This window comes from Faecalibacillus sp., from assembly GCF_047023275.1.
In the GTDB taxonomy this organism is placed as follows: Bacteria; Bacillota_I; Bacilli_A; order Erysipelotrichales; family Coprobacillaceae; genus Faecalibacillus.
The window spans coordinates 64,860-79,114 of record NZ_JBKYAR010000008.1 but is presented as its reverse complement, the minus strand read 5'-3'; the positions used below and the strand labels follow the sequence as shown (position 1 = coordinate 79,114).

The window sequence follows — 14,255 nt, the reverse complement described above, 5'->3', positions numbered from 1 at the left end:
ATTTATCCGAACCATACTATGCACATGTGTCAGATGGTTAATTAAGAAAAATAATAAAATAAAACAATTTAAAAAGATTCGCTATTTTATTTATCCAATCTTAGCTTATTTCTTATTTGGTATTGGTAAGTTATTGATGATTGATTTCTTTGAAATTGGTTTTCCAATTGTTTATTATGAAGGATTTACTAAATATTTTATCGTATTAATGATTTTTACTGTAGCTATAGGTATTTTGTTGTCATCTATTTTGAATTTGTCAATTTTATATGCTTTAAAATATGATAAAAGTTTAAGGATATTAAAGAAATTAAATGGTATAAAAGATTATTTGATCTTTGCTATTTCTATTATTTATTTGATAGGTATTATCGTTACTTCTTTATTAAGTGCTAATGCTTTTTATATGATGTTTATACCAGTTATTATCATTGGTATATTACAAAAATTAAGTCCTACATTTAATACAAAACAAATGAGATATCTTTTTATGGCCATTCTTACATTATCTTTGTTTATAAATACGAATCAAAGTAAAAATCAATATGAAACTTTAGAACAAATAGATGATATTTATGAAAGTGAAACAGTTAAAACAAAAACCAGAGATTATGTTAAAGAATTAAAAGGTCAAGAGATTGTTTATTATGAAAGAAATATCACGATTAAAAAGGATTTATATAAAAAAGGAATATTTAAGTTTATTGTTATTCTTACAGATTATGAAACAAGAGAAAATGAGGCTTATATTGATTTTTTAAATGATGATCATACTTATCAATTTGATACAAATAAAATACATTATAAAAAATATGATCAAGCTATAAAATCTTTTAAGAAAAAAGGAAATACTTATACAAATAAAGATTACCAAATTGTATTAACAAAAAATAATATTAAAACAATTTACATAGGATCAAGGTGATAAAAAATGAAAAAGATAATATTATTAATATTAGTTGTTTTACTAACAGGGTGTGATATGAAAATAGTTGAAATGAAGCACTATGAAATAGATAAAATTCCCTACATATTTCCTTTAAAATATAAACAAAGTCATGAATCAAATGACTATTATCATTGCTATCAACTAGATAAAAATAATAAAATTACTTTAAAAGCAATAGATGTTGAAAGTATGTCTAAAAGAAAAGAGGTTTATGCATTTTTAAAAAATGAAATATATCAAACATATCATACAGAAGAAAATGTTAAAAAAAGAAGTTATCAATCAGATAATACAGATAAGCCAGGTTATAGATATGAATTTAAAAATAAAAATAATAAAAAAGCAGGTGGACTTGTTTATGGAACATTTGCGACTAAAAATAAAGTCATTATTTTTAGTTATGAATATACTGCTGGTAGAGATGAAGAACATGAATCGGAATATGAATATTTGATGAGTGATACAAAGTATGAAAATTATGATTAAGGCACATGAAAATGTGTCTTTTTTAATAGAATTCCATCTTGATAACAATTTATCAGAGGACTATAATATTCGCGGTGAGAAATATGAAAGATTATGGCGAAGTAGAACAGAATGTTGAACAATTAGAAAATGAATTAGAAGAAGTAGAAGAAGAGCTTGAACAAAAAGAAGAAGGCTTTCTAGAGTGTGAACGTTGGCGTTGTTTCTTATTATTGATTACTGTAGGTGGATTCTTTGGTGCTTATACTTTTTCAGTCAAAGGTGGCGTTTTCTGTAATGCTCAAACAGCTAATATTGTTTTATTTGGGATGGCTTTAGGAAATATGGATTGGTCGAGAGCGGCTTATTTATTGATTCCTATTAGTTCTTATTTTATTGGAACCATGGTTTCTGAATATTTAGCTTTAAAAATAAAGAAATATAGAAAATTAAGATGGGATACTATTTTAATTGGTATTGAAATTATAACGGTTATTATTCTTGGATTGTTACCAAGTAGTGTTCCAGATCAAGTCTTTCAAGTAACAATCAACTTTATCTGTGCTATGCAGTTTAATACTTTTAGACAAGCAGAAAAGGTTGGGATGGCAACAACTTTTGTCACAAATCATATTAGACAAACAGGAAGTTTCTTTGTTCGTTGGTTGAGAAAAAGACATGAAAAGAAATATTTAAATCGTTCTTTAAGACATTTATGTATGATTTTATGTTTTATAGCTGGAGCAATTTTTTCAACTGTTTTATGTGCTTATTTTAAAGATCGTGCAATTTGGGGTGCCCTTATTTTCTTAGTTATTTTACAAGGGGACTTATTATATGCAGATTTAGTTAAAGAAAAAGAATTATTAGATCAAGTTCCAAATGGGCATTAACGCCCGTTTTTTCTTGTTTAAATCGTGTATTTCATGTATTATTATTGTGCTATGAGTATAAAAAATTAACGGAGGTAAAAGCTATGAATGAAAGTATGTTAGATAGATTAGTATCTATGGAAAATAGATATGAAGAATTAGGTCATATGTTGATGGATCCAGATATTGGTACTGATATTAAAAAAATGACAGATGTTACAAAAGAACAAGCTTCTTTACAAGCTGCTTATGATTTGTTTCAAGAATATAAAGAAGTAAAAGATGGTATTGATGGTGCTAAAGAATTAATGAAGGAAAATGATCCTGAAATTAAAGAAATGGCAAAAATGGAATTAGATGAATTAGAAGAAAGAATGCCAGATATTATTAAAAAATTAGAATTAGAATTAATTCCTAAAGATCCAAATGATAATAAAAACGTTATCATGGAAATCCGTGGAGCTGCTGGTGGAGATGAAGGAAACATCTTTGCGGGTGATTTATATAGAATGTATGTAAAATATGCTGAAAGCCAAGGATGGAAAGTAGAAGTTATGGAAGCTGAAGAATCTGAAGCTGGTGGTTTCTCACTTATTTCATTCAACGTGATTGGTGATGGTGTTTATGGTAAATTAAAATATGAATCTGGATCACACCGTGTTCAACGTGTTCCTAAGACTGAAACACAAGGACGTGTGCATACTTCAACTGCAACAGTATTAGTTATGCCAGAAATGGAAGAAGTGGATGTACAAATTAACAAAAGTGATTTAAGAATTGATACTTATCGTGCAAGTGGTGCCGGAGGACAACATATCAATAAAACAGATTCAGCTGTTCGTATTACTCACTTACCAACAGGAATTGTGGCAACAAGTCAAGATGGACGTTCTCAACATGATAACCGTGATAAAGCAATGAAAGCTTTAGTAGCACGTGTTTATGATTACTTCCAATCTCAACAAACAGAAGCAATTGATAGTGAAAGAAAATCTAAAGTTGGTACAGGAGATCGTGCTGAAAAGATCAGAACTTATAACTATCCTCAAAACCGTGTAACAGATCATCGTATTGGACTTACAATTCAACAATTAGATCGTATTATTGAAGGTAAATTAGATGATATTATTACAGCATTAATTAATGAAGATCAACGTCTTAAATTAGAAGGACAAAAATAATGAAAACAGTTAGAGAATTAATTAAAGAAGCCGAAAGTAAATTAGATGATGAACATAAAGATGTCAATGTCGCAAAAGTCTTATTTTATCATCTTGCTAAAAAAGAACCTCATGAACTTTATTTAATGATGAATGAAGAAGTAGAACCTGAATTAGAAAAAGCTTTTCTTGCAGGAATGGAAGAATATTATCAAGGAAAACCTATTCAATATATCAAAGGATGTGAAAGTTTCTTTGGTAGAGATTTTAAAGTAAATGAAGATGTATTGATTCCTCGTTATGAAACAGAAGAATTAGTAGAAAATATTTTATATCGTATTGATGATTACTTTAATGATTATAAAGAAATTCATTTATGTGATGTAGGAACAGGAAGTGGAGCTATTGCGATTACTCTTGCTTTAGAAGAACCACGTTTAAAAGTTATTGCGACAGATATTTCTAAAGAAGCTTTAGTTGTCGCTCAAGAAAATGCGAAAACATTAGGAGCAAATGTTGAATTTAGAAATGGGGATATGTTACAACCTTTATTAGATACACATGAAAAGGTAGATATCTTTGTTTCTAATCCACCTTATATTCCTAATGATCAAGATATTGAAGCAATGGTTAAAGATAACGAACCTCATGTAGCATTATTTGGAGGAAATGATGGTCTTTATTTCTATCGTAAGATTTTTAAAGAAGTAAAACCTTTATTAAATGATAGAGCTTTATTAGCTTTTGAAATGGGATTTGATCAAAGAGAATTGATGGAAACAGCAATCAAGGAATTCTTTGGAGATTATCCTTTTGAAATTATTAAAGATATTAATGGAAAAGATAGAATGTTATTTATCTATTATAATTTAAAATAATATGAATATAGAAACAGAAAGACTCATAATCAAGCCACTTACATTAGATGATGCTAAACGTTTTAGTGAATATCGTGATAAAGAAGAAGTAGCAATGTATCAATCATGGGATGAATATCCCTTAAATAAGGCTATTAGCCGTATTGAATATTGTCAAAAGCATCCATTTCATGGACAAATTGGTAACTACCAATTTGGTCTTTATTTAAAAGAAAACAATCAGCTTATTGGAGATATCTTTATTGAAATAGATGGGCATACAACTTTTACTTTAGGATATACTTTAGATAGTGTTCACTGGTCTAAAGGATATGCAAGTGAAGCATTAAAGAGTGTATTTAAGGTAATGTATGAAACATATTCTTTTAAAATATGTTTATGTCATGTATATGAAGATAATATAAAATCAATTAAGCTATTAGAAAGAAATGGATTTGATAAAATCCATAAATCTTGGTTTTACCAAGATGTACTTTATCGTAAAATGTTAAATAAATAGAGTTATTCATATTTTTATTAAAATGAGTTAAATGGATAATTCAAAATAAAAGGCATCAATTTAAAGATGTCTTTTTTTAGTGACAAAATATTTAAAATAAACTCTATATAATGATTACGAGGTGGAAATAAAATGGATTTAGTTATCGTCAATAAACAAAAACACGTGCATTATATTTTACCAATCATTATATTTTTTAGTACCATTATTTTAAGTTACGCTAAAATACAAGAAACAGCCTTACCTTTTTTATTACCTTTATTTATTGTATCGTTTTATAGTGGATATCTGTATCTTATATGCTTTTTAACAGCTATTATAGGAATATCGATTATTAATCAAGATACATTTACAATCGTGGTCATCATTACATTATTACTGACCATTTATCTTCTTAATTTTACACATTTATTAAAAACAAAGTATATTTCTTTTATTATGACAGCAATTTTGATTCCCTTTTTCTATGCGAATCATTATAACATCTTACAAACAACAGTTCTTATCATGTTAACGTTGTTTAATTGTTATCTTGATCAAGAAATTATTCCTTTGATTATTCATCAAAATAAAAATGTTTTAAATATAAAAAGATTACAAGCATTAATTGTTGTGGTATGTACTTTGTTTATTAGTTTTATTCCTTTTAATACAACATATACAATGATCTTTTTAAGATATTTCTTATTAATTTCTATTTATTATTTATCAATTGAAAAAGTCATGCCTATTATTTTATATCTTTCTATTCTTTTAATGCTTATAGCTCCATCATTAAAAGATGATGTCTTATCCTTAATATTACCAATGAGTTTCTTTTTTATGATACAACCTAAAAACAAATATCTATTCATGTCTATTTTCTTATTATCACATATTACATTACCTTTTTTTATTAACTATAATTACTTCTATTATGCTTTTGTGATTCTTGTTCCAGTTTTTTTATTTATGATTTCTCCACAATTTAAAAATAAAAAAATAAAGATCAATCCAGAATTTATAGAAATAAGTTATCAAGAACAACTTAAAAGTAAAGCCGATGCTTTTGCATCTTTATTTCATCAACTCACAGAAGTTTTTAAAGAAGAAAATCAAGAAACCCATTTATCTGAATATGTGGGATATGTTTATGAGGATGTGTGTCATCATTGTTCTTCTAAAAAATATTGTTTTTATGGTCAAGAAGGAATGAGTCGTTTAGGTAAGTTGATTTCTAAGGGAATTCAAAAAGATTTAGAGGTAGATGATTATCAATATATTTATCAACATTGTTTAAAGCCGGATGATTATTTAAAGAGTTTAAAGAATCATCAAAAAGGTTATTTTAAGATGTTAAAAGTTAATCATGCACATGATCATTTAAAAAAAGATTTATTTCAAGAGTTTTCAATCATGGGGCATGTTTTTCAAAACTTTTCTAAAAAGATAGATGAACAAGATAATGAAAAGAAAATCTTAGAACATTTAAAAGCGTATCATTTTGAAGTGTATTATTTAAAGAAAATAAAAAAAGATTATGAAAATTATATGTTAGAAATAGGAATAGAAGATATAGATGAAAAAACTGTAACAGAAGAACTTATTCCTATTTTAGAAAATTATTTAAATGAATCATTAGATCTTGTCTCTATTAAAAAGCAACATCTTCAAATAGGTTACACTTCAATTTTATTAAAACATGAACTTAAATATACATTACAACTTGCGAAAAAACAGTATGCTTTAGAACAACAATGTGGAGATAGTATTCTTACTTTTGGCTTGGATGAACATCATTATGTGGCTTTATCTGATGGTATGGGACAAGGTTATATTGCTTATAAGGAAAGTAAATTGACATTGGATGTCTTAAGTCAATTGCTTAAAAATGGCATTCAATTAAAAGATACATTGAATACTTTAAATACGTTATTAAAGATAAAGAATCAAGGAGATATGTATACAACATTAGATTTATTTGATTTTAATTTAATGAATTCAAGATTAAAAGTAATTAAATATGGAGCTTATGAAAGTTATTTAATAAGAAATCATCAAATAGATGTTTTACATTCTCATTCTTTACCAGTAGGAATGGCTTCTACAATGAAGATGGTTTCTTATGATATGAAAATCAAAGAAAATGATATATTGATTCTTACAAGTGATGGAGTAGGAGAGCATTTCTTTGATTTATTAAAAAAATATCAAGAAGAAATTGAAAAAATGTCGGTTTATGAAATTGTTTCCTTTCTTTTTCAAAAATCTTTTCAAAAGAAAGATCTAGATGATATGAGTATTATTGTTATTAAAGTGGTCAATAGAAATTCGTAAGAGATATGCTATAATACAAGCGGTGATATTATGTTAGATGAAAGTTTATTAGATAAAAATAGAAAATATCTTGTAGGGGTATCTGGTGGCGTAGATTCTATGGCTTTATTAGATATGTTAGTTAAAAAAGCATATAATGTTATTGTTGTACATTATAATTATCATTTTAGAGAAGATAGTGATTTTGATGAAAATCTCGTACGTAGTTATTGTCAAAATCATCATCTTCCTTTTTATGTAAGGCAAGGTGATAAAAAAGAATATCAAAAAGGTAATTTTGAAATGTTAGCAAGAGAAAAAAGATATGCTTTTTATAAAGAAATAGGTGATTTAAATGGGATTGATACGATTATTTTAGGGCATCATTTAAATGATCATTTAGAAACGATCGTGATGCAATTACAAAGACATAACACAAAGGGATATTTGGGTATAAAAGAACAATCTTATGTTAAAAATATGCATATTGTAAGACCCTTATTAAAGTTAAAAAAACAACAACTTATAGATTATTGTACTAAAAATCATCTTGAATATCATGAAGACTATACAAACTATGATACACGTTATACACGTAATCATGTAAGACATATTGATCTTAAAAAATATAATGAACAAGAATTAATAGAAAAGTCAAAAAAACATAATCAACAATATAAAATCCAACAAGCAAAACTCCAACAAATTTATCAAGAATATGATCAAAATCATTTCTTGTATTTATATAAGTTACCAACAGAATCATTAGATCAAATCATTTATTATATGTTAAAAAAAGAAATCTATCCACCACTAATAACAGAAAACTTAGTACAAGAAATTATTAAACAAATCCATTCAAAAAAACCAAATATTGAAATATCATTACCTGTTAATTTTGTGTTCATAAAAAAGTATAATAATGTAGCCGTTAGAAAAAAAGAAATTGACGATACTTATTATGTAAAGTATGAATCTTTTTATAAAGATCAACAATTACATTATTTTTTAACAGATCAAGGACATCTTCACGATGGTGTTTTTCTTTCAAAAGAAGACTTTCCAATAGTTATCAGATGTTTTAAAAATGGTGATACAATCAAAACATCTGGAGGAACAAAAAAGGTCTCTAGGCTATTTATAGATCGTAAAATTCCTAGAGATGAGCGTAAAATATGGCCAATTGTTGAAAATTGCCATGGTGAGATCATTTTGATCCCACATATCGCCAAAAATATCAAGTATTTATATACAAAACCAAATGTTTTTGTGATAAAATATGACACATGTAAGTGAGGTGTAAGGTATGCACAAGGATATAAAAGAAATATTATATACAGAAGAAGAAATTAAGGCTAAATGTGATGAATTAGCAAAACAAATTGATCAAGATTATGCTGGTCAAGAAATTTTATTAGTTGGTTTATTAAAAGGTTCAGTTCCATTTATGGCAGAACTTGCTAAACATTTAAAAAGTGATGTTAAATTCGACTTTATGTCAGTAAGTAGTTATAGTGGTGTTGAATCTAAAACATTAGTTGTTAGACAAGATATTAAAGAAGATATTCGTGGTAAGAATGTTTTAATCGTAGAAGATATTTTAGATACTGGAAAGACTTTATATAACGTTAAAGAAATGTTAGAAAAAAGACATGCTAAGAGTGTTAAAATCGTGACTTTATTAGATAAAGAAGAAGGTCGTGTTTTTGATATGAAAGCTGATTATTCAGGATTTAAAATTCCTAATGCCTTTGTTGTAGGATATGGTCTTGATTTTAATGAACGTTATCGTCAATTACCTTATATAGGTATATTAAAAGAAGATTGTTATAAAAAATAGTTAGGAGATTTTATGGGAAATAAAAAAGGATTGTTGAAGTCTATCCTACCATGGCTTATTGTATTGATGGTTATTTCTGTGGCAATTCCTTTCTTTAATCAAAGTGAATCGTCAGAAATTAGATATGATAAGTTTATAGAGATAGTTCAAAAAGAAAAAGTAAAAGATGTAGAAATCGTTCCTAAATCATTAGTCATTGATGTAAGTGGAACATATTCTAAAAAAGCAAGCAATGGTAAAAAAGAAGATACTAAATTTTCTGTTGTTATTCCAAGAACAGAAACTGAATTAGATTCTTTAATTAGCTTGTTAGATGAAAATGGTACAAAAATCAATGTTGTCAATGATGCTGAAAGAAATCAATTCTTGAACTTCATTATAAGTTTATTACCATACTTGATTTTATTTGGTGGAATGTTCTTCTTCTTGAAGATGATGTCAAATACTGCTGGTGGTAATAACAAAGCATTTGAATTTGGTAATTCAAGAGCTAAACTAGAAAAAAATTCTAAAACACATTTTAGTGATGTTGCTGGAATGGATGAAGAAAAAGAAGAAGTTAAAGAATTAGTTGACTTCTTAAAAACACCAAAGAAATTTGCTGATATGGGTGCTAAGATCCCACGTGGTGTTTTACTTGTAGGTCCACCAGGGACAGGGAAAACATTACTTGCTAGAGCGGTAGCAGGTGAAGCAAACGTTCCATTCTACTCAATTTCAGGTTCTGAATTCGTAGAAATGTTCGTTGGTGTTGGTGCTGGACGTGTAAGAGACATGTTCAAAAAAGCAAAACAAACAGCACCATGTATTATCTTCATTGACGAAATTGATGCAGTTGGTCGTCAAAGAGGTACTGGTATGGGTGGAGGACACGATGAACGTGAACAAACACTTAACCAATTATTAGTTGAAATGGATGGTTTCTCTGGAAATGAAGGAATTATCGTTTTAGCAGCTACAAACCGTGCAGATGTCTTAGATCCAGCTTTACTTAGACCAGGTCGTTTCGATAGACAAATCCAAGTAGCTAATCCAGATAAACGTGCACGTAGTCAAATCTTAAAAGTTCATGCAAGAAATAAACGTTTTACACCAGATGTTAACTTTGATAACATTGCTCAACGTACACCAGGATTCTCTGGGGCAGAACTTTCAAATGTTTTAAATGAAGCTGCTTTACTTGCTGTAAGACAAAATCATGATTTAATTACAATGGCTGATATTGATGAAGCAGTAGACCGTGTTATGGGTGGACCTGCTAAGAAATCACGTAAATATACTGAAAGAGAAAGACGCTTAGTGGCTTACCATGAAGCAGGACATGCTTTAATTGGTTTAACTTTAGAAGATGCCAATAAAGTACAAAAAGTTACAATTGTTCCTCGTGGACAAGCAGGTGGTTATAACTTAATGACACCTAAAGAAGAAACATATTTCCAAACTAAGAGTCAATTAAAAGCAACTATTTCAGGATATATGGGTGGACGTGTGGCTGAAGAAGTCTTCTTTGGAGATGTAAGTTCAGGAGCACATAATGATATTGAACAAGCAACTAGAATTGCGAGAATGATGGTTACTGAATTAGGTATGTCAGAGCTTGGACCTATTCAATATGATTCTGAAAATGGACAAGTTTTCTTAGGTAGAGATTATACTCAAAGAAGTAATACACATTCAGGACAAATTGCTTATGAAATTGATGTTCAAGTACGTAAAATTATTGATGCTTGTTATCAAGAAGCAACAAATATTATTGAACAAAATAAAGAAAAACTTATTTGTATTGCAGAAGCATTACTTGAACATGAAACATTATCTGGTGAAGATATTGAATCTTTATATAATACAGGTAAAATGTTAGAACATCATGATGGAACTTTAACTGAAGAACCTGTTCAAGAAGTTAAAGAAGAAAAACCATCAATTGATGATCAAGATGATTTATTAGATGAAATGAAATAAAGCGAAATTCGCTTTTTTTCATTTAGAAAGGGGATAAATATGAGTACACGAACAAAGAGAATTGTAATCATCTTAATATCACTAAGTATGATTATTCCGATATTTTCTTCCGTGTTCTTTTTATAGAAAAGAAAAATGAAAGATTATTTAGTTAGAGGTTTAGTCAATAGTAAAAATTGTCGTGTTTTTGCATGTCAAACAACTGAGTTATTAGAAAAAGCAAGACAAGAACATGATTTGTGGCCTACAGCATCTGCTGCTCTTGGAAGAATGATGTCAGCAACTCTTATGATGGCTGCAATGAATAAAAATAATGAAAAAATGACTGTCACAATTAATGGTGGTGGACCTATTGGAACAATGATGGCTGTTACATGTGGTGATGGACATATTAAAGGTTTTGTAGGTGATCCACATGTTCATTATACTTATAATGATACTGGACATTTAGCAGTAGGTGTGGCTGTTGGAACACAAGGAACGTTACAAGTTATTAGAGATATGGGGTTAAAAGAACCATTCTGTGGAACAGTTCCTCTTCAAACTGGAGAAATCGGTGATGATTTTTCTTATTATTTCATGGCAAGTGAACAAACACCATCTGTTGTTTCTGTAGGTGTTTTAGTTGATGAAACAAATGAAATCTTATCTTCAGGTGGTTTTATTATTCAATTATTACCAGATGCTACTGAAGAAGATATTTCTTATATTGAAGAAAAAATAAAAGATTTCCCTGCTGTTTCTTCATTAATTCATGAAGGAAAAACACCAGAAGAAATCTTAAAAATGATTTTTGATGATGTTGAAATCACAGATCAACAAGATTTATTCTTTACTTGTGATTGTTCAAGAGAAAAAATGATCAATGCTTTATCAACAATTGGAAAACAAGAACTTCAAAGTATGATTGATGAAGATCATGGTTGTGAAATCACATGTCAATTTTGTAATACAAAATATCAATTTAGTGAGGAAGAATTGCAAAATTTAATAAATCGTTTATAATCACATTGAAAAATGTGATTTTTTTAAAGGAGAAAAAAATGGAAAACAAGAAAAAGAAAATAAAAGTATTAATAATAGGAATTATCTTTATTGTATTGATAGGTGGAATTGTTTTCTATTTAACAAGTCATTTAACAAAAACAACAATATGTAAAGGAAACCTAGATATGATTACAACGGAGAAAGTAGAAGTCATTTCTAGTGATGAAAAAGTTAAAGAAACAAAAACACAAGTCACATATGATTATAGTGATTATATTTCAGATACATATCCAATTTCTTATTATAAGGATTATATAAAAAATAGTAATAATTTTTATAAAGGTGTAAATGGTGTTAAAGCTTCATTAAAGGTTAAAGGAAATAAAGTGATTTATACAGTTGATATTCAATATGATAATGAATATATGAAAGATCTTGTAGATGCAGGACTTGTTAGAACTAATGGAAGTTATAAAGATATAGAATATATCTCTTTAAAAGATACTTTAAAAAATCAAAAGAATGCAGGATTGACTTGTAAAGAAAAATAAAGGCATAAGCCTTTATTTTTCTAGGAAATCAACTCTTTATTAAGATAACTTATATCTATTTGGGGGAGGAAAATAGAGGGAATATATAAGTTATCTGTTTATATTATGTACAATTGTTTAAATTATATACAGGAGGAATTAAATTTTGAAAATTAGAGAAATAGAAATCAAAAATCCCGTAATTATGGCACCAATGGCTGGTATTACAAATATGGCTTTTCGTAAAATTGTGAAAGAATTTGGCGCAGGTCTTGTTTATTCTGAAATGGTAAGTGATAAAGCAATTTGTTATGGAAACCAAAAAACAATTGAAATGTTACAAGTAGATGAAGGAGAACATCCTGTGAGTATTCAATTATTTGGTGGAGAAGTAGAAAGTATGGTACAGGCTGCGAAGTTTATTGATCAACATTCTAATTGTGACATTATTGATATTAACTGTGGTTGTCCTGTAAATAAAGTTTTAAAGGCAAATGCGGGAAGTAAACTTCTTCAAAATCCTCAATTGATTTATGATATTGTAAGTAATATTGTAAAAAATGTAAGTAAACCAGTAACTGTTAAAATTAGAAGTGGTTTTGATAAAGAACATATCAATGCTGTAGAAGTAGCTAAATTAATTGAAAAAGCTGGTGCAAGCGCAATTGCTGTTCATGGAAGAACACGTTCACAAATGTATGAAGGACATGCCGATTGGTCAATTATCAAAGCTGTTAAAGAAGCTGTTAATATCCCAGTTATTGGAAATGGTGATATTAGAAGTGTAGAAGATGCCAGAAGAATGTTGAAAGAAACAGGTTGTGATGCGATTATGATTGGTCGTGCAGCACTTGGAAATCCATGGCTTATTAAACAAGTTGTAGAAAGTTTAGAACATGAAACAGATATTCCTGAACCAACTTATAAAGAAAAAATAGCATGGTGCTTAACACATGCTCAAAGATTAATGACGATTGAACCTGAAAGAATTGCTATGTCACAAATGAGAGGACATGCTCCTTGGTATATCAAAGGTTTAAAAAATTCGTCTGCTGTTAAAAATGAACTTTCAAAAGTAAATACGTATGAAGAATTAGAAAAAATTCTTAAAGATTATGAACAATTTTTAGATACATTATAAAAAGCAACTTAACCGTTGCTTTTTTCAATATATTCAATAACTTGATCCAATGAAGATAATAAACAAGCTGTTCTTTCTTTATGTACTTCATCAGGTTCCTTTAAATCAGGAATACAAATAACCGGAATATGTGCTTGATAAGCACTATCAATTCCTGCTTCACTATCTTCTAAAACAAGTGCTTCATTTGGTAAAACATCAAGTTTTTCACAAGCTTTTAAAAAGATATCAGGAGCTGGTTTACCATGTTCAACTTCGAAACCATAAACAATATTATCCATATATTGCATTACTTGATGTTTTTCTAATAAACTTTGTGCACGTTTTTCTCTACTTGATGTTGCAATAATTGTTTTATAATGATGTTCTTTCAAGTATTTAAGAAGTTCTTTAGCACCAGATTTTAAATCAACACCATCTTCTTCAATATATTTTGCTTCATATTCATGGAAAACATCAATTGTTTTTTCTATATCATAATTAAGTTGATAGTGATCTTTAATGTAGTTTAATGATGTAATCAGTTGTTTACCAGGATAATCTTTTATATATTCTTTTAAAGTAAACTCAAAACCATAACTCTTTAATAAATCTCGATAACATTTATAAGAAATCATTTCACTATCAATTAATAAACCATCCATATCAAAAATAACCGCTTTTATCATAATAAATCC

General features: G+C 28.1%; 14 protein-coding genes. 13 read left to right on the top strand and 1 reads right to left on the bottom strand.

Annotated features, from left to right (window positions below; translation table 11 throughout):
• The 13 genes from ACLVEP_RS04230 to dusB all read left to right on the top strand — a co-directional run.
• The coding region (locus ACLVEP_RS04230; protein ID WP_412583053.1) for a hypothetical protein at positions 1-925 on the top strand (925 nt) is incomplete at its 5' end.
• A gap of 6 nt (positions 926-931) precedes the next feature.
• Complete coding sequence (locus ACLVEP_RS04225; protein WP_412583051.1) at positions 932-1,435, top strand: hypothetical protein; 504 nt, start codon at positions 932-934, stop codon at positions 1,433-1,435.
• An 83-nt stretch (positions 1,436-1,518) separates the two neighbouring features.
• On the top strand, positions 1,519-2,307 hold the full coding sequence (locus ACLVEP_RS04220) for a YoaK family protein (protein WP_412583050.1): 789 nt from the start codon (positions 1,519-1,521) through the stop codon (positions 2,305-2,307).
• Positions 2,308-2,390: 83 nt separating this feature from the next.
• Entirely contained in the window at positions 2,391-3,467 is a 1,077-nt protein-coding gene (prfA, locus tag ACLVEP_RS04215) for a peptide chain release factor 1 (RefSeq protein ID WP_022002396.1), read from the top strand.
• Positions 3,467-4,324, top strand: coding sequence for a peptide chain release factor N(5)-glutamine methyltransferase (prmC, locus tag ACLVEP_RS04210; protein WP_412583049.1), 858 nt, complete (start codon positions 3,467-3,469; stop codon positions 4,322-4,324). The genes prfA and prmC overlap by 1 nt, the downstream gene beginning before the upstream one ends.
• Position 4,325: 1 nt before the next feature.
• Positions 4,326-4,823, top strand: coding sequence for a GNAT family N-acetyltransferase (locus ACLVEP_RS04205; protein WP_412583047.1), 498 nt, complete (start codon positions 4,326-4,328; stop codon positions 4,821-4,823).
• A gap of 132 nt (positions 4,824-4,955) precedes the next feature.
• Positions 4,956-7,139 carry a SpoIIE family protein phosphatase gene (locus ACLVEP_RS04200; RefSeq protein WP_412583045.1) on the top strand — a complete coding sequence of 728 codons (2,184 nt, stop codon included), beginning with the start codon at positions 4,956-4,958 and terminating at the stop codon, positions 7,137-7,139.
• Positions 7,140-7,169: 30 nt separating this feature from the next.
• Complete coding sequence (gene tilS / locus ACLVEP_RS04195) at positions 7,170-8,414, top strand: tRNA lysidine(34) synthetase TilS (protein WP_412583043.1); 1,245 nt, start codon at positions 7,170-7,172, stop codon at positions 8,412-8,414.
• 10 nt (positions 8,415-8,424) lie between these two features.
• Positions 8,425-8,958, top strand: coding sequence for a hypoxanthine phosphoribosyltransferase (hpt, locus tag ACLVEP_RS04190; protein ID WP_022002391.1), 534 nt, complete (start codon positions 8,425-8,427; stop codon positions 8,956-8,958).
• 12 nt (positions 8,959-8,970) lie between these two features.
• Complete coding sequence (gene ftsH / locus ACLVEP_RS04185) at positions 8,971-10,920, top strand: ATP-dependent zinc metalloprotease FtsH (RefSeq protein WP_412583041.1); 1,950 nt, start codon at positions 8,971-8,973, stop codon at positions 10,918-10,920.
• A gap of 135 nt (positions 10,921-11,055) precedes the next feature.
• A complete protein-coding gene (gene hslO, locus ACLVEP_RS04180; protein WP_412583039.1) occupies positions 11,056-11,925 on the top strand; it encodes an Hsp33 family molecular chaperone HslO in 870 nt (289 codons plus the stop codon).
• A 38-nt stretch (positions 11,926-11,963) separates the two neighbouring features.
• Positions 11,964-12,458, top strand: coding sequence for a hypothetical protein (locus ACLVEP_RS04175; RefSeq protein WP_412583036.1), 495 nt, complete (start codon positions 11,964-11,966; stop codon positions 12,456-12,458).
• 142 nt (positions 12,459-12,600) lie between these two features.
• Positions 12,601-13,578, top strand: a complete 978-nt coding sequence (gene dusB, locus ACLVEP_RS04170) for a tRNA dihydrouridine synthase DusB (protein WP_412583054.1) — start codon at positions 12,601-12,603, stop codon at positions 13,576-13,578.
• Positions 13,579-13,586: 8 nt separating this feature from the next.
• Here dusB and ACLVEP_RS04165 read toward each other — a convergent pair whose 3' ends face one another.
• Positions 13,587-14,246: an HAD family hydrolase gene (locus ACLVEP_RS04165; RefSeq protein WP_412583035.1), complete on the bottom strand. Its 660-nt coding sequence runs from the start codon at positions 14,244-14,246 to the stop codon at positions 13,587-13,589.
• Positions 14,247-14,255 lie beyond the last annotated feature (9 nt).